Annotated in this window: 15 protein-coding genes and 2 pseudogenes; 9 read left to right on the forward strand and 8 right to left on the reverse strand. The window is 43.6% G+C overall.

The window, feature by feature from the left end:
* Positions 1-15 precede the first annotated feature (15 nt).
* The 4 genes from OCV31_RS05090 to OCV31_RS05105 all read left to right on the forward strand — a co-directional run bounded on the left by OCV31_RS05090 (position 16) and on the right by OCV31_RS05105 (position 4,032).
* Positions 16-954 (forward strand): MetQ/NlpA family ABC transporter substrate-binding protein, encoded by a 939-nt coding sequence (locus OCV31_RS05090; RefSeq protein ID WP_148473197.1) that lies wholly within the window; start codon positions 16-18, stop codon positions 952-954.
* Between the two features lie 157 nt (positions 955-1,111).
* Positions 1,112-1,990: a MetQ/NlpA family ABC transporter substrate-binding protein gene (locus OCV31_RS05095; protein ID WP_148473200.1), complete on the forward strand. Its 879-nt coding sequence runs from the start codon at positions 1,112-1,114 to the stop codon at positions 1,988-1,990.
* A gap of 121 nt (positions 1,991-2,111) precedes the next feature.
* Entirely contained in the window at positions 2,112-2,954 is an 843-nt protein-coding gene (locus OCV31_RS05100) for a hydrolase (RefSeq protein WP_317246789.1), read from the forward strand.
* Complete coding sequence (locus OCV31_RS05105) at positions 2,941-4,032, forward strand: AI-2E family transporter (RefSeq protein WP_148473202.1); 1,092 nt, start codon at positions 2,941-2,943, stop codon at positions 4,030-4,032. Before OCV31_RS05100 ends, OCV31_RS05105 begins: the two co-directional genes overlap by 14 nt.
* A 105-nt stretch (positions 4,033-4,137) precedes the next feature.
* On the opposite strand, the gene OCV31_RS05110 is transcribed toward OCV31_RS05105, so the two are convergent.
* From OCV31_RS05110 to OCV31_RS05125, 4 genes are all read right to left on the reverse strand, one after another.
* Positions 4,138-5,367, reverse strand: a complete 1,230-nt coding sequence (locus OCV31_RS05110; protein ID WP_148473204.1) for a DUF1015 domain-containing protein — start codon at positions 5,365-5,367, stop codon at positions 4,138-4,140.
* 8 nt (positions 5,368-5,375) lie between these two features.
* On the reverse strand, positions 5,376-6,554 hold the full coding sequence (locus OCV31_RS05115) for a phosphoglycerate dehydrogenase (RefSeq protein ID WP_267303820.1): 1,179 nt from the start codon (positions 6,552-6,554) through the stop codon (positions 5,376-5,378).
* A complete protein-coding gene (gene serC, locus OCV31_RS05120) occupies positions 6,547-7,626 on the reverse strand; it encodes a 3-phosphoserine/phosphohydroxythreonine transaminase (RefSeq protein ID WP_148473206.1) in 1,080 nt (359 codons plus the stop codon). The genes OCV31_RS05115 and serC overlap by 8 nt, the downstream gene beginning before the upstream one ends.
* Positions 7,627-7,836: 210 nt before the next feature.
* Entirely contained in the window at positions 7,837-9,060 is a 1,224-nt protein-coding gene (locus OCV31_RS05125) for a Fic family protein (RefSeq protein WP_148473208.1), read from the reverse strand.
* Between the two features lie 614 nt (positions 9,061-9,674).
* On the opposite strand from OCV31_RS05125, the gene OCV31_RS05130 reads away from it, so the two are divergent.
* The 5 genes and pseudogenes from OCV31_RS05130 to OCV31_RS05150 all read left to right on the forward strand — a co-directional run.
* Complete coding sequence (locus OCV31_RS05130; protein WP_108831258.1) at positions 9,675-10,439, forward strand: Fic family protein; 765 nt, start codon at positions 9,675-9,677, stop codon at positions 10,437-10,439.
* A gap of 59 nt (positions 10,440-10,498) precedes the next feature.
* Positions 10,499-11,257 carry a Fic family protein gene (locus tag OCV31_RS05135; RefSeq protein ID WP_108831257.1) on the forward strand — a complete coding sequence of 253 codons (759 nt, stop codon included), beginning with the start codon at positions 10,499-10,501 and terminating at the stop codon, positions 11,255-11,257.
* A gap of 211 nt (positions 11,258-11,468) precedes the next feature.
* Positions 11,469-11,846, forward strand: coding sequence for a plasmid mobilization relaxosome protein MobC (gene mobC, locus OCV31_RS05140; RefSeq protein WP_108831256.1), 378 nt, complete (start codon positions 11,469-11,471; stop codon positions 11,844-11,846).
* A 3-nt stretch (positions 11,847-11,849) separates the two neighbouring features.
* The gene (locus OCV31_RS05145) at positions 11,850-13,553 is read left to right on the forward strand and encodes a relaxase/mobilization nuclease domain-containing protein (protein ID WP_108831255.1); all 1,704 of its coding nucleotides are present in this window, start codon (positions 11,850-11,852) and stop codon (positions 13,551-13,553) included.
* Positions 13,554-13,681: 128 nt separating this feature from the next.
* Positions 13,682-13,897 (forward strand): annotated as a pseudogene (locus OCV31_RS05150) (transposase); the annotation flags it as partial.
* Positions 13,898-14,045: 148 nt separating this feature from the next.
* Here the strand turns inward: OCV31_RS05150 and OCV31_RS05155 are convergent.
* From OCV31_RS05155 to OCV31_RS05170, 4 genes and pseudogenes are all read right to left on the reverse strand, one after another.
* Positions 14,046-14,261 (reverse strand): IS3 family transposase, encoded by a 216-nt coding sequence (locus OCV31_RS05155; protein WP_083508484.1) that lies wholly within the window; start codon positions 14,259-14,261, stop codon positions 14,046-14,048.
* 231 nt (positions 14,262-14,492) lie between these two features.
* Positions 14,493-15,446, reverse strand: coding sequence for a copper amine oxidase N-terminal domain-containing protein (locus OCV31_RS05160; RefSeq protein WP_108831253.1), 954 nt, complete (start codon positions 15,444-15,446; stop codon positions 14,493-14,495).
* A gap of 33 nt (positions 15,447-15,479) precedes the next feature.
* Positions 15,480-16,670, reverse strand: coding sequence for an amidase domain-containing protein (locus OCV31_RS05165; protein WP_108831252.1), 1,191 nt, complete (start codon positions 16,668-16,670; stop codon positions 15,480-15,482).
* Positions 16,671-17,030: 360 nt separating this feature from the next.
* A pseudogene (locus tag OCV31_RS05170) lies at positions 17,031-17,195 on the reverse strand (transposase); the annotation flags it as partial.
* Positions 17,196-17,782 lie beyond the last annotated feature (587 nt).

Consider the following 17,782-nt stretch of genomic DNA (forward strand, 5'->3'; position numbering starts at 1 on the left):
AGAAAGGAGCTCATCATGAAGCAATTATTCAAGAAAGTCACCTCCATCGCCCTTCTCTCGGCCCTGGTTCTCACCGGATGCGCCGGCGGAGGAAACAACGGGGCGAAAGACAATGCCGCCGAAAACAACACCGCGAAAAACAACGCCGCCGCACAAAAAACCGACGAGAAAAAAGACGGTCAAGTGGTAAAAATCGGCGTCGTCGGCGACGACCAACGCCTCTGGGAAAAGGCAAAAGAAAATGCCGAAAAAGACGGCGTCACCTTGGACATCGTGGTCTTTAACGACTACAACACCCCCAACGACGCTTTGGCAAACGGCGACATCGACTTAAACGCCTTCCAACACAAGGCCTTCTTAGACGATTACAACGAAGCGAAAAAACAAAACCTCGTGCCCATCGGCATGACCTATCTCTCCCCCATCGGCGTCTACTCCGACAAGATTAAGGACTTAAAGGAACTGAAAGACGGCGCGAAAATCGCCATTCCCAACGACGCCACCAACGGCGGCCGCGCCCTGATCGTGCTCGAGCAAGCGGGCGTCATTACCTTAAAAGACGACGCCGGCCTCGTGCCCACGGTAAAAGACATTAAGGACAATCCCAAGAATGTAACAATCGACGAACTGGACGCCGCCCAAGTGGCCCGCTCCCTTCCCGATGTGGACGCCGCCGTCATTAACGGCAACATGGCCGTGGACGCCGGATTGGATCCGAGACAAGACACGATCTTCGTGGAAGAAATGGGCGAAAGCATCGCACCTTACATCAACTACGTCGTGGCTCGGGAAGAAGACAAAGACAACGAACTGTACAAAAAAGTCGTCAGCTATTACCAACAAGACAATGTAGACGAGCTTCTCCAAGAACTTTACAAAGGCAGTCAATACGCCGCATGGAAATTGGATCTGAAAGATCTGGGCCAATACGGCGGGGCGAAAGACGCGAAATAAGTTTGAAGAAAGAAGGTCTGTGATGAAAAAGAAAGGGCGAATGCTCTACCCCTCCACCCGCTTACGAGACGGCCGCTCCGGCGGCCTCGGGTGTGAAGGGCTCAACTGACCACCTGCCGCCGGCTTCGGCCAAAAAATCAGAAAAGGAATGATACCAATGAAACACATTTTTAAATCCATTACCGCCGTTCTCTTATGCGCCTGCCTCCTCTTTACCGCTACCGCTTGCGGGAAAACAGAGGATGCATCGCAACAAAAAACCGTCAAACTCGGCCTCGTCGGCGACGACCAACGGCTCTGGGAAAAAGCCGCGGAGCTTGCGGCAAAAGACGGCATTAAAATCGAATTTGTCAAATTCTCCGACTACAACACCCCCAACGACGCTCTGGTCAACGGCGATGTGGATCTGAACGCCTTCCAACACAAGGCCTTCCTGGACGCCTACAACGCGTCGAAAAACACGGATCTCGTCCCCATCGGACGCACCTTTATTTCCCCCATCGGTGCCTACTCCGACAAGATCAAGGATTTAAAAGACGTGCCCCAAGGCGGCAAGGTATCCATTCCCAACGACACCACCAACGGCGGGCGGGCCCTCTTCCTTTTGGAAGCCGCAGGCCTCATTAAACTAAAAGACGACGTCGGCGTGAGCCCCACCAAGGCGGACATCGCGGAAAATCCGAAGAACATCACCATCGACGAGCTGGATGCCGCCCAAGTGGCCCGCACCCTGCCCGACGTGGATGCGGCGGTCATCAACACGAACCTTGCCATCGACGCCGGCCTCTCCCCGAAAGACGATGCCATCTTCATGGAACCGGTCAACGAAAACTCCGCCCCCTACATTAACTACGTGGTGGCTCGAGCCGAAGACAAAGACAACGAACTCTACAAGAAAGTCGCTTCCTACTACCGCACGCCGGAAGTCAAGGAATTAAACGACAGCCTGTACGAAAAGACCCAGCTCATGGCCTGGGAACTGGATATTCCCGATGCCGGCAACACGGCGGATCCCGCCTATCGCCCCGGCAAGTAATCCGATCCTCCTTTCGCAAAAAGCCCTTCGGGGCTTTTTTTGTTCCCGTCGTGGTGCTATAAGAAGCCCGATGATATAATGATTAAAACAGCCAAAGCACTAAATAAGAAAGAGGTGCCCATTGAGTATTTCGAAAAAATCCAAGCTTCCCAAGCGAGAGTTTCGCATCATCAAAGATAAGTACGTTCCGGAAATCGAATCCTCTCTTCGCAAAAAACCCGTGCTCATGCCCAACGCCATTTACAATGCCAGCGGCATTCGCATTCAGGGCACGCGAATCAAGTCCCTGATCTTTTCCACGGACATCGCCATTATTCGCAATTCAAACGCCCAGGCTGTCTTCGCCGTCTATCCTTTTACGCCCCAGCTGGCCATCGTGCAGTCCATTATTCAGGGCTCTTCCATTCCCGTCTTCGCCGGCGTCGGCGGCGGCACCACTTCCGGTGCCCGAAGCGTCTCCATCGCTTTGGAATGCGAACTTTTAGGTGCCTACGGCGTCGTGGTAAACACCCCCATGAAAAACGAAGTCATTCGGGATATGTACGAGGTCTTGGACATTCCCATTATCGCCACCGTGGTCTCTAAACACGATGACTTCGTCGGCAAGATCAACGCCGGCGCACGGATTTTAAACGTGTCCGGCGGCAAGCGCACGGCGGAGCTCGTAGCCTATGTGCGTAGCATTATCGGAAATGAATTTCCTATTATCGCCACAGGCGGCGACGACGAGTCCAAGATTCACGCCACCACGCAAGCCGGTGCCAATGCCATTACCTACACACCCCCGTCCACATCGGAGCTGTTTAAAACCATGATGGAAGATTACAGAGAAAAGAGCGTCGAAAGCGGCAACAAACCCAACGACCCGACCAATCTCCACGTGGAAGAATTTAAGCGCGACCTCGTCTTCCCCGCCGATTCCATCGAATATATAGAACCGGAGTTTCCCCATGACGAAAAGTAAACTCAACGAAAATCTGATTACCGTCGCTTTAATTTTTCTCATCATCCTGCTCTTCAGCACGACGCGGAAATTTTTAAGCCCCGTTTATAATGTCATCATGTCCCTGATCGTGCCCTTGATCCTGGCCATTTATATTTTCTACGCCTTCAGGCCCGTGCGGGACAAATTGACCCAATGGACGAAGAAGCCCGGCCTTTCCGCCGTGCTCACCTTCCTCCTCTTTATCGCCATTACCATCGGCCTCTTTTACGTCACCTTTACCATGATCTACGATCAGGCCGCGAGCTTTTTCTCCGATTTCGACGTGAAGGCGCTGGCAAGTTACTCTCAGTCGGATTTTTATAAGCAGATCAACGACTACGTCCCCCTGGGCGATTACATCGCGAAATTCGAAGCGTGGCTTCAAGGCTTTGCCGGCGACATTCCCCGCCTCTTAGGCAAGGGCCTTTCCAATATCGGCGCCGTGGGAAGCCTCCTTCTCCTCATGGTCTTGGGGCTTTTCTACCTGTTAAAGGATGAAGATGACGCCGTGAAGGCCATTCAATACCTGGCCCGAGGAAAGTATTACGAACGTATCATGGACATCTTAGGCCAAATCCACCGCACCTTGGAAACCTACATTTCCGGGCAGATTCTCGTCGCCTGCATCTTGGGCGTGCTCATGTTTATCGGCTACACCGTCATCGGCCTGAAATACAAACTTTCCCTCGCCGCCATCGCCTTGGTCTTTAACTTCATTCCCTTTATCGGCCCCTTTTTAGGCGCCGCACCGGCGGTCCTCGTGGGCCTCACCATGGGCGGCGGCATGGTGATGAAAGTCATCGTCGTGAGCATCTTGGTGCAACAGCTGGAAGGCAATGTCATTACCCCCAATATTATGGGCAACAAATTGGACATCCATCCCTTCGTGGTCATCGTGGCGGTCATGATCTGCGCCAATCTCTTCGGCGTCCTCGGCGCCCTCATCGCATCGCCTCTGTATATGTGTTTAAAAATTATCATCAATGGCATTCGCAACGAACGCTTTGACAACAAAAACCAATGCGCCATTCCTGAGGAAGAAGGCGCAGAGTCATAAAGGATCGTTGATTTGAATCGTGATCTTTCGCCCTCGGCTATGCCGGGGGCTTTTTTGCGCAAAAAAATCGGGCAAGCGCGTGCTTACCCGATGAATGCAATTTAATTAGTTTATTTCGTCCAGTTCGTGGATAAAGAGCCCGCTTCTCGGCTTGGGCTCAAACCAAGTGGATTTCGGCGGCATGACTTTGCCCCCGTCGGCCACAGCCATGAGCTCCTCGAGGGCCGTGGGATACATGGAAAAGGCCACGGCCATATCCTCGTGCACCCGCCGCTCCAATTCCTTTAAGCCGCGAACGCCGCCGACAAAGTCGATGCGCTCATCGCTTCTGGGATCCTCGATGCCCAAGACGGGCGCGAGGAGATTGTCCTGCAGAATGGACACGTCCAAGGCCTCGATGACATCGTCGGGCACCTGCCCCTTAAAGTTCAGGCGATACCAACGATCCGTAAGAAACATGCCGAATTCGCCCTTCTTCTCGGGACGGACGGCATCATCCGTTTCGGTGACGACAAATTTTTCCTCGAGCTTTTCGAGAAATTCCTCTTCACTTAATCCGTTTAAATCCGCCACCACCCGATTGTAGTCGTAGACGTGGAGCTGATCCGCGGGATAGAGAATGGCCATGAAGTAATTGTACTCCGTGTCCCCATCCCCGGGGCCGAATTGTTCCCGGCGCAGCTTCGCCACCCGCACCGCCGATGCCGAGCGGTGATGGCCGTCGGCGATGTAAAGGGCATCTTGTTTTTTAAATGCTTCCACAAGCCCGTCCACGATCTCCCGATCGGAGAGAGTCCACACCCGGTGGGTCATGTTGTCGTCGGTGGTGAAATCCAGCTCCGGTTCCCCCGCCGTGCCCTTTGCAATCAAATCGGCGATGGCTTCGTCGTCGCGATAGGTGAGAAAGATCGGCCCTGTCTGGGCATTGAGGCGGTCGATGTGATCCACCCTGTCTTCTTCTTTTTCCCGGCGGGTCTTTTCGTGCTTTTTAATGCGGTCCCCCAGATAATCGTCCACGGAGGCGAGGCACATAAGGCCCCGCTGTTTGCGCATGCCGTCGTCCAGCTCGTAGACGTACATATTCCGCGCATCGTCCCGCTCGAAAATCCCCGCCGCCTTCATGGCTTCGAAATTTTTCGCCGCCACATCGTTTATGGGCCCGTCGAATGCCTCCGCCGTGGCGGCAGGCAGATCCACCTGCAGAAAGGAGCGAGGGTGTTTTTTTATTTCCTCCGCCGCTTCTTTCGTGGAGTACACGTCGTAAGGCAGGGCCGCCACGTCTTTTGCGAAATTATTTTTCGGCCGCAGGGCCTTGAAATCTTTAATGGTAACCATAGTAGCTCCTAGAAAAACCGCACGCGGACCACGCCGTCGATGTTTAAAATCTTTTCCCGAAGGCCTTCGTGAACGGGGGAGTCGATGTCGATCATGGTGTAGGCCCAGTCCACCCGGTGGCGGTTCAGGAGATTGGCGATGTTGATTTCCTCATCGGCCAAGACCTTGGTGATTTGCCCAAGCATGTTGGGAATATTCCGGTGATTGACCGTGAGCCGGCCCATGCTGTTGCAGATGCCCATATTGGAATCGGGGAAGTTCACCGAGTGGCGAATGTTGCCGTGATCCAAGTAATCCACCAATTGGCGCACCACCATGATGGCGGAATTTTCTTCGCTTTCCGGCGTGGAGGCGCCCAAGTGGGGAATGTTAATGGTGTGGGGCAGGCGCATGGTCTCCGGATCGGGGAAGTCCACCACGTAATTCACCACGACGCCGGCGTCCATGAATTTCTTCAGGGCCTTCACATCCACCAGGCCGCCTCTGGCGATATTAATGAGGCGCAGGCCCGGCTTGGCGATGGAGAGCAGCTCCGCGCCGACGAAATTCTTCGTATCCGCCGTGTAGGGAATGTGCAGGGTAATGTAATCCGCCTTGTTAAAGAGGGCCTTGGGATCTTCCACCACATTGACCCGCGTGTCCAGATTCAGCGCGTTGCCGATGGAGAGAAAGGGATCGAAGCCCATGACGTTCATGCCCATGTCGATGCCCATTTTCGCCACGCGACGCCCGGTGGCGCCGAGGCCGACGACGCCCAGGGTCTTGCCCATAAGCTCGGGGCCGGCGAAGCGCTTCTTCGCCGCTTCCACATCTTTTCCGATGGCATCGCCCTTGTAATTTCTCACCCAGTCGATGCCGCCGAGCACATCCCTCGAGGAAAGAAGCAGAGCCAGAAGCACCAGCTCCTTCACGCCGTTGGCATTGGCCCCCGGGGCCTTGGTGACGACGATGCCCTTTTCCGAGCAGCGGTCGATGGGAATGTTGTTGACCCCTGCGCCGGCCCGGCCTACGAAGCGCACATTGGGGCCGAATTCGAAATCGTGAAGATCCGCACTGCGCACCAAAATGGCGTCGGGATCTTCCACGTCCGGCGACGCGATAAAATTCGCCGGCAATAGCTTCAGCCCTTCTTTCGAAATATTGTTCATGGTCTTGATTTTATAGACCCGCCGTTCATCCTTAGCCACGTTGCACCTCAAATTCCTTCATATAATTTACCAAGGCCTTTACGCCGCTTATGTCCATGGCGTTATAAAGGCTCGCCCGCATGCCGCCCACGCTTCGGTGGCCCTTTACATTATAAAGGCCCTTGGCCTTGGCGCCGGCGACAAAATCCCCGTCCAAGTCCTTGTCTCCCGTCAGAAAGACCACATTGGTCAGGGAGCGATCTGCGGCGGGAATATTATTTTTAAAGAGGGCGCTGTTGTCGATTGTTTCATATAAAAGCGCCGCCTTTTCCCTGTTCCGCGCCTCCATGGCTTCCACGCCGCCCATTTTCTTCACCCAATCCATGACCAGGCCGCAAATATAAATGCTGTAACAGGGCGGGGTATTGAACATGGAGTCCTTTTCCAAATGGGTCTTGTAATCCAACATGGTGGGCAGCTCGCCCTTTTCCTTTTTCAAGAGATCCTTCTTCACGATGACCACGGTGACGCCGCTGGGGCCCAGATTCTTTTGCGCCCCGGCAAAGATGAGGCCGCAGCGATTCACGTCGTAGACCTCGCTTAAAATATTCGACGACATATCCGCCACCACCGTGCCCTTTATTGCCGCCAACCGGTCCGGGGCGAGGCGGGTGCCGTAAATCGTGTTGTTCACGCAGACGTAAGTATAGACGCTGTCTTTCGCCCCTTGGCCCAGGTTGGGATAATAATTAAAATTATCCTCCTCCGACGAGGCGACGGCCTTCACGGGATAAAGCATGGCCGCTTCCTTGTAGGCCTTCTTCGCCCAAGAGCCTGAGATCACGTAGGAAGCCGATTGGCCGTCGGATAAAAGATTCATAGGGATCATGGTAAATTGCAAAGACGCGCCCCCTTGCAAAAAGAGCACCTCGTGATCCTCATCCAGATTCAGAAGGGATCGAAGGGATTCCTTTGCTGCAGCGTGAATGGCCCCGTACTCGCTTGAGCGGTGACTCATTTCCATAACCGACATGCCGCATCCGTTGTAATTCAACATATCCTTCGATGCCTGCTCCAAAACCTCCACCGGTAAAGTGGCGGGGCCGGCGGAAAAATTAAACACTCTTTCCATTACAAACCTCCTACGTATAAATCACTGTAAAGCACTAAAGCTTATAGATAATTCAACATTATACGCCCTCGGGGATGAAGATACAATCCTCGCGATGTAAAAATAAAGTATACGGCGAAAATGAATGCCGCATACTCATATTCTCTCTGTTTAATTAAAAAACCACCCGGAGGTGGTTTCAGAATTCTGAGCACGATAAAAAAACGAGTGCTACAGCTTGCCCATGAAAGATGTGTCTAATACATAGGTAATCGGACGATTTTTTATTCTTTTTATATAGCCGTCCTTTTCAAGTTCTTCAAATTCCTGCGTCGCCCTGTACTCACTGACACCGTCATCGATGAAGTTGATAAGCTCTCTACGTTCGATGCCCGAATTGTAATCAAAATGGTAGTTCTGTGACAAGAAGAACATCACGGTCTTCTTAAAGTTCGTTCCCAATCCATTATCTTGGTCAATACACTCTTCCGCACGACTTAGTTTTTCCAGATTTTTGTTAAGATAATCGATAATATCTTCCTGCCCGGCGACAAGTAGTTTTAGAAATGAATCGACGAAACCATTCATTTCCCCGCGATTTTGCGGCAAGTTCGTTGTACTAAATGCCTTATAGTAGTCCGCCTTTCTAATCCACGAGCCCCGAGCCAGAGACATGGCCGTAAGGTAGTTGTATTTTTCGACTAAATATAAACTGCCAATAAATCGACTTACGCGACCATTTCCGTCATAAAAAGGGTGAATATAGCCGAAATAATAGTGGCCTATGGCGATCCGCAGCAACAAATCCACCGTATCGTCGGACATGAAATCGAGAAGACGGCGCACTTTACTCTCGATTCTCTCTTCTCCCAAAATTCCGCGATGAATAATCTCGCCATCTACCGCATTCTTTTTCTGGACATAAACGACTTCTTTCCTGAAGTAATGACCGTCCGGCCGATCAGATTCCTTTATTTCACCTGCCGTGATTTCATCATAAATCTTGCGGACATCTTTTAGGTCTTTCGGAACTTCCAAGGAATCCTTTAACAATAGGTAGGAATTAATCATGCTATAGAAACGCTCGTGCCGCCCGCGGCCGGATGCAACCAATTTTCGCGTCGTCTCCACGATCTCCCGTTTGCTGGAGCGTACACCCTCAAGCTCGTTGGTGCTCTGCAATTCTCCGGAGATAATCTCGACTAAAAATGCTCTTTTCGCAATGAAAGGCAATTTGCTTTCCAAATTCGCTAAAAGCATGTCGTTTTGCCAAACGCGATCCATAAGCTTTGTTGTTTTTTGATTATACACGTAATACAACTCATAAGACCGGTCGTGTTTATAAGGTTTAATGTACAATTTCGTTCTCAGCGTCTCTTCGAAATCAAAACGATTCTTATAAATTGATTCGAAATTCTTTTTATCCGCATAAAAAACTTTGTGTAGGTACATCATAAGATCACCTCCCAAATGAGGATACAAAAATTCCTACCTTATCACCCTTATTATATCATCGCGCATATCATCTATACCATGGTATAGACGAAACAAGGCTAATTTTGAAAAATGAGTCCGTCTTTACCCGCTGTAATTCTCGAAAAAGGCCTTTTTCGAGAATAATGACCTCAAAAACCGACGCTTATTTCCCCTAATCCTCCTTTTTCGGAAATAAGCGTTCTTCTTTGCCCTTTTGCGCAAATAAAAAACCGGACTGCAGATGCAATCCGGTCTCATGGGTATCAAAATAGGATCATTCAAATAATAAATGGCTATTTCTTAACCGTTATGAAATTATTGGTGGAGACGGCGGGGATCTAGGATATAGGCAAACAAATCGCATGATAAGGCCGTTTGAAATAAATAGTGTGCAACCAGTGTGTAACGATAAATAGTCGGTGTAGTGTTCTGTTTTCAAACTAAATAAAACTTTAAATTAGAAGCGAAAGGCTTCCTGGATTTTTCAATTGATTGCTACTCAATTTCATTCAGATATTCAATGTTTGTGATAGAATTTAGAATGATATTATAGCAGAATATAAAAGAGCACAAAATGTAAGGAGTGAGAACCAATGAATAATAAACTTCAAGAGTTAGAAGCTAGAAAAAGACATTTGAATCAAAAGATACAAACTATTTCACAACATTTTTTAACCAGTTACGAGGAAGATTTTGCTATTCGATTCGCTCATGAATCTACAAAGATGGAAGGAAATACTCTGTCAATTTTCGAAGTCAAAACTCTTCTAGTGGATCGAATTACAGTAGGAGGGAAAGAATTAAGAGAACTCTACGAAGTGATTAATCATCAGAAAGCCTTTGAGTATCTAAAAAAAGCGATTCTAGAAAACAGAGAATTCACAGAAGACCTAATCAAAGATCTCCACCAGATTATTACGGAAAATATTTTTCCCGGGGGTATCTATCGTCAAACTAATGTACGGATCTCGGGTGCTTCCTTTATTCCTATCGATTGGACAGAGGTCAGAAATGAGATGTCCTATTTTATAGAACAATATACAGTTCGAAAGAAAGACTTATCAACGTTAGAATTAGCTGCATGGGTACATGCTGAGTTTGTCAAAATTCATCCATTCTCCGATGGCAACGGTAGAACAGCACGATTGCTTATGAATTATATTTTAATGGCCGATGATTTCTTGCCTATTAACATTTCTACAGAGAAACGGGCTGTATATTACGAAAGCCTCGATCAGTACGCTAAAGATCAGGACCTTGAAAAGTTTTTATTTTTGATTTGTGAAGAAGAAGAAAAAGCAATTAAGGATTATGAGATTGAATTACAGGTAGAAAAATCTCGTCCCTTTGAAAGATGATTGTACTGAAATTCCTTTAGTCTATATAAGCTTTTCTCTGTTTGTTTCGGAGGTTATGAATGAACAATAAGTATAATATGACGCTTTCACAAAACATTGCTTACGCAAAACGTAATTTAGTAGACAGCATTTATAATAGTGCCAAGTTGGAAGGATTAAATGTTACCTTCCCTGAAACTTATACCATTCTTGAAAAGGCGAAGATGCAGAATGTCGATATTTCTGCCGTCAGCACAATTTTGAATCTAAAGCATGCCTGGCAATTTCTTTTAAAGAACATCGAAGAACCCATTACCCTTGATTTCATAAAAGACCTTCATTATGAAATTGCTAAAGATGAAGCTCTTGCCTGGGGAGAACTAAGAACAGGTCGTGTTGGTATTGGAGGAACAGATTATGTACCGCCAATACCTGAAGAAGGCGAAGTAAAAACAAAACTTTTAGCATTCGAAAAAATAAATAATGCAACGGAAAGAGCGATTGAACGAATGCTATGGATGATGAAAGCACAACTTTTTTGGGACGGAAATAAACGAACCGCTTCACTGATTGCTAATAAAGATCTTATAAGCCACGGTAAGGGCATCCTTACAATCAGGGAGAAAGATATTTTAGAATTCAATACTTTGCTCAGCCATTATTACTCTACAGATGAAAAAACCGATCTAATAAATATGATTTATAAAAAAGCAATCAGCGGTGTGGAGTTAAGAGAAAAGGATCTTCCTTCCTATAGAGAATTAAAAGATCAAGCAACTGAGAGAATGAATCTTTCTAAGCCAAACCAATTTTTAAAGCTTGATGATTTAGAAAGATAGATTTAAAGCCACTGCGAAGGCGGTGGCTTTTTTTGGTATAATAGAAGTATCTAAATTCACCTTTTTTCTGTCATAGCAAGCGAGTACCTTGGATATCCATTTTGAAAAAATAAATCTCCAAGGCTTGTTGAGGAGTTCCCCAAACCCCCGAAATAAATTTTGGATTTTCAAAATTTATGGGATAATCCCGAACCCTTATTAAACTATTTTTATGAAAGGAATTAAAGCTATGAGTGAAAAAAGATACCGAGATCAGCAGATGCTTTTAAGATTTACTTCTGAAGAAAAAGAATTCTTCGAAACCCTTTTTGAAAAAAGTCGATTTACTAATCGCAATGATTTTATTATCCACCTACTCCGCCATCGTAAAATAATTAATGTCCGACTAAATGACGGTCAGCTAAATGCTATGCACGTTTCTCTCTCCCTGATTGGAAATAATATAAATCAAATTGCTCGAAGAATAAATTCTACCAATTCAATTTACCAAGAAGACATTAATGATATTTTAGAAATTAAAAACCAATTAGAAGATATTCGTACTAATCTTCACATGCTATGCAAGACTTTTAATGTTCAGAGGGCATAAGTTGTGGCTGTTATTGTAAAAGGTAAGCCAATTAAGTCCACGTTGCAGAAGGCAATTAATTATGTTGCAGACGCTTATAAAACTGAAAACAGTATTTTAGTTTCAGCGTATGGCACTAGTATTGATTATGGAGAAAGAGATTTTTTAGAAATCTGGAACACGAATACAAATCCACAAAAGAAAGTATTAGCAAGACACTTCAAACAGTCCTTTGCTCCAGGAGAAGTATCTCCTGAAGAAGCACACGAAATTGCCTTGGAATTTTGTGAGCGTTTCTTAAAAGGTGAATATCAATACGTAGTAGGAACACACGTCGATACGAACTGTATTCATAATCATATTCTTTTTAATAACATACGAATGACGGATTTTAAAGCCTATAAGATCACAAAAGACATTCCCATCATCAGACAAATAAACGACGATATTTGTAAAGAACACGGACTATCCATTATTGATTCCGATAAAGAAAAAGAATTTCTAAACGACCATCTTCGAAACACGAGGTCATATTATGAAGATATGTGTCTAAAAAAAGGTCTGTCCTGGAAAGCAAAGATTCAGTCCGGAATTGACTTATGTATTGAAAAGGCAACAAGCTATGAGAATTTTCTTTTTTTGATCGAAGACATTGGACTTGTTCATGATGACAACGGAAAGTATCTGAAAATTAAATTCCCGGAACAACAAAAATTTACAAGGTGCAAGGAACAAACACTTGGAAAAGACTACACACGTGAAGCTATTCAAAATCGCATTGAGCAAGAAATAGAAATCAAAAATCAAATTGCAAACAAGCCGAAGATGTACATGCAAGATCCTAACTTTATAAAACAAACCAAGCAAAAAATTCAGGACGATCTTCACACTATTCTCGGCGAAGAAAAGACCTTCCGTGATTTTATGGAGCGTTTTTCCTCTCTAGGTTACAGTTATGATCCTGATGAAAAAGTCTATATGTTTGAAGATAGTCACCGCTCTGTTACTTGTCCGGAAGCTCGACTCAGTAAAAAATATCATATGGAGCAAATACAAGCTGCATATCGTGAAGCCAACATCGATGTTTATAAACAACAATTCGTCGATTATAAGATCATTAATCGAACAAAATACGCTATGGAGTCAGCTATAAAATATGCTTCATCTTACGACGAATTTTTAAACGAGATGAAGAAGAAACAATATGATTTCAAGGAGTACCGTGGCGAACTCTACCTGAAACATTCAAGCGATGAAGAATTTACGCTTATACACCCTACCACTTTTGGAACGGACTATACCAAAGAAATGATCAGTTTTAACATTCAGCATAAAACAATCGGTCAAGAAGATGTACGCATGATTCGTTTTGAAAAAGGTCTTAATCAGAATGAGATCTTAATGAGAAATATGACGATGATGAACGAGAACTATCTGCTCTTAAAAAAACATGGCATTAATAGTTTCTCAGAAATTACAGCAGTAATTAATTTCAACAACAACATTCAGAAGGAAAACAATGATCGAATTAAAGAGATCAAAGAGCTTACAGGAGGCTATTTAACGGATTTAAAATTAAAGTCTGAGCTAACGGACCTCTATAACGATAATCGTCGTTTAAAGGCTTCTGTGGCAAACCTTCATAAAATTCATGATAACTACTCACGATATTTGGAACTTAATGATCGATCAAAAGAAAGACTAGATAAAGGTACGCCTAGCCGTTAAATGATTCTCTAAGATATAAAATGTCGGAGCATTATGGGTTATAAAGTATCCATTGGGTGTTTGAAAATGTGACGAACCCGGAGCAAAAACTAATGACGGTAACGGAGAGAAAGTAGTTTAAAAAGAGCCACAGTCTTTTAAAGAAACCGACAAAGAACTTAACAGAAGATGAAAAGTTCGTTGTCGCCATCTTGTTTAAAACGAGCGATGCTATTCGTACCGCTTATATTTTAAAAGAAGGCTTTACCGTTCTATCTCATCAAAAAATCTCTGCTATGACAGCTCTAACACAGTGGATGGAAGAAGCTAAAGAAGCGGTCAAAAAAAGTGGCGATACTGCTTAAGCGCTTAGAAAAACTAGTTCAGCGAGATTACCAGCAGCTTTAATTACCTGTAGAAAAAAGGTCGGAGCACTATAAAGTGACCCCATAAAGTTGGACTTAATCGAGTAAGCATTCCGCTTGCTCGATTTTGTTTTACATAACATTCGTTCTATGCAGATTGCATCTGTTCACGGTATTGCTTCGGACTCAAGCCTCCTAACTTTTCTTTGATTCGATCGTTGTTGTAATAGTGGATGAAACGTTCGATGGAACGCACGAGTTCTTGTCGGCTTCGGTAGACGTAACCGTCGTAGATTTCTCTTTTCAGTACACTGAAGAAGTTCTCCATGGGGGCGTTGTCGTAGCAGTTGCCTTTTCTCGACATGGCTTGAGTGGTCAGTATGGATAAAATTTAATATTTCTCAAAAGCCTCGTATGTGGGAATAGGTCAATTATTTTCTATTGTATAACACATAATCTTTTCTTCAAAGTCTTTATTCTCTTTATAACTTTATGAAAGCATTGCATAAAAAGGGAGATTTGCAAAAACAAATCTCCCTAATAAACATTGAACTTAGAACCTTATCATTTTGATAAAAAATTAAGATTTATCTTTTTATTTATTAACCGAAAGGTTCAACCCCGCTATCTCTTTAAAAAATTTCTGACTTAAATAAGTTCGATTTTCTCTTACATAAAAATCATAACTCCGCTTCTTCCCCTCTTTAATTAAGCAATAACGTTGACCATCTGGAACCATGAGAATCTTTTGATTCTTATTTTTAATTACAATACTAGAGTCCTTTTGGTTCCAATTTACCTCATAATCTTGCCCCTCTAAGATCGATCGCAAAGGAAGGTAAGCTCTTCCTTTTTCCACAAAACCTTTTGAGTTCAAAGTTTTTTCATCTAAGAATATAGATACGTTGTGTTTTGTTTCGACTAAATCACGGAGATTTTTTGTGCGTTTACTACCCGTATCTTGATCAACAATCATTAACTGGCTATTTCCTAATTTATTTGGGTCAGGTATAAGGATAAATATCCAGTTATCCCCTTGAATCCCCTGAGCATTACACTTTCTTCCTAAAACCTCTTCCAATCTACCCTCAGAGAGAGACTTAAATGAATCCATTCTATTCATTTGGTCCTTGTTTTGCTCCACTTGTAGAACTTTGTCTGCAATGTTAAAGGTAAAAGATTTTCCACTTCCCATTCTCTTTAAATATAGTGTATTTCCATCTAAGCTATAAGAGAAGGCTTCATCTCCTTGTGTCTTTAATTCGATATCTTTTGCTGGAATTTCAGCAAAAGGTTCCAAAAAATTGCGATCTAAAATCAATAAACCACAATAGTGTTCTAGGATCAAATAATCATCCGAACCAGCGACAAGAGTTAAGGGATCTGCTCCTGGTTTACTTGATAGCATAGTATTTATAACATTATCATTCGTTTGTTGCTCTTTCTTGGTATCCTTTTTTTGATCATTTGCAGTCTTCATTCCTAAGCTGAATGGCAAAACAAATAACACTATTAATAAAAGAAATATAGTACGAGTTTTTTTCATCATATTAGACTCTCCTTTTTCTAATTGAAAATAGCATTAATAGTAGTATCCATCAATTCTTATCTTAACATTGTCAATACCCCCCCATCTGCTGGAGAAATATCCTGAATAAGATGAAGAATGCGCAGTTACCCAAGGGTCTCCACCTTTTTTATAGACTACAACTGAATGATAATATCGACCTCTATCGTTCTTTAGTTGAATAATGCTTCCTGTATCTAACGCACCAAAAGTACTAGAAAAATATCCCACAGGCCCCTGAGAAGAATTATTAACTAAAAACGTTCTTAGTTCATTTACACCAGCCCATGAGGAACTTCTTTCATTTATGGATCTATAGTACCAATAGTTAGATCCTGTTATCGACGATGAACTTGAGCTTTTGAATGGTGCGCCACCCGCTCTAAGTATTTGTGAAGCGTAATTTGTACAGTCTCCCCCTCTTCCTGTAAAATTGTAGTAAGCTGAGTTAAATCCATTAAAATAGTTATCTTGATATCGCCTCATATTTGCCTTTTGTTGACTGGAAAAATAGGCAAATCTTCCAGACATAGGTCTAATTGCAGATTGATCGTTAAGTTCTTTTTCAAATTCTATGCTTTTAATATACTCTGCAAATCTATCTTTAGCAGAATCTATACTAGAATTTCCCATCGAAAAAGCTCTTTCTTTGTTCATAGCACTAGAGTTTATTTGTGAATCCAAAGGTAATTCCTTCGCTTCTAACGTTAAATTTTCAGGAAATAATGTTCCATCAGAAAGGTCATTTGAAATCGCAGCATAAACATAAAAATCATCATTATCTCTTGTCACTCTAATTTTGTAATCCGCAATCAATTTGGATTCTAAGTCTCCATCCCAATAATTATATTGGATTTTCAACAAAACATCTTCTGTATTTTCGTTTACAGGAACTAACTGCTCATCCAAAACTTTAAAGCTTTTTAAGGTTAACTTTCTTCCTATTAATTTTTCTTTATATGCTTTTATTTCCTTTCGGTCAAGCATATGTTTTTTCAAGCCTTCCGCTTTGCTGTCAACCACACTGCTCTTCACATCGTTAGAATCACTAAAATCCGAAAACTCTTTTTCTACAAATTCAATAGCTACCTGCCTTATTCTCTCATTAGAACTCATTTCTCCTTCTGCAGAAAAAGCGAATACCTCATTTGAAACAGAGAGCATCACTAACAAGGAGATAACTAAAGACAAAACCTTTTTCATCATTTTCTCATCCTTTCTTAGATCTTTGATGGCACTGTTGAATCATAGTTTGCATAAGGCTTCCTAAAGCTAGGATAACATCCACATGTTGTTTTGTCAAGTATTTCTGCACTGTATTAAAGTTCTCTTTTCTTTTTGATAACTTCCCCTTTTTCATATTTTCTAATCTTTGTGGTAGTAGAATTCTAATTTATTGTAATGTATCTATTCAATGTTCCTCATTTCACTTTTTAGGTGGTTTCCTTAAATAATTTAAACGTACCTTTTCTCGGTAAGCTAAACCAGGGTTGTTAAATTGAGAACAGATTTAATACAAAAGGCGAAGCCTCTATTGACGAAAGATACAATATTATTGACTACATATATGTTGACTTCTTTCCAACCACATAACTCTCGCAAAATTGCACCTATTTCGAGTCGCTTTGACCCATAGAATTCTTTTCTTCTATATTTCGGTGCAAATACAACGTGATACTTACAATTCCATTTTGTGTGTGATAGACTATGAGTGTCATTTAGCGATGACATCTTTACCTCCTGTTGATGATAATGTTGCGTGGTTTCCAGACCTTTTTTATCATAACACGAGAGGCTGTTAGGTTCTCATCGCCAAAGCTAAACGGAACCCCCGGTCTAACCGGGGGTTTTCTAATACAACAAAAAAGGATCGAAGCGCAAAGCTCCGACCCTTCCAGACTATGCTAGTATAAAAGAAATATTTTATCGTCTGGAAAATTGACAGCCTATCACAAGAGATAACACCGAGAATGCAAGCAGAACGAATGCAATTAATAGATGACAGGCTATCGCAATTAATTTAAACAAGATTTTTCCTAAAAATAGCATAAAAATCTAGTTATCCGCATAAAAACTGGACTTATCACACTTTATCAAGGTCAAAACCACTCAATTTACTACTAATTTACTACTTATGAATGAGCTTTGATACGACGATTTATCCTTGAAAAGTGAAGATATAAAGATACTTCCAATAAAATTTGAATATTTAATAGGTAGACACTTCAAAAAATGAGGTGTCTATTTTTTTACCCGATTTTGAAAGGAAGTGAACTTATGAAAACAAAAAATCAAGAATCAAAAGGTCGTTCCCCACT

Origin of the sequence: Aedoeadaptatus acetigenes (assembly GCF_025566985.1) — a bacterium.
GTDB classification, from domain to species: Bacteria; Bacillota; Clostridia; order Tissierellales; family Peptoniphilaceae; genus Aedoeadaptatus; species Aedoeadaptatus acetigenes.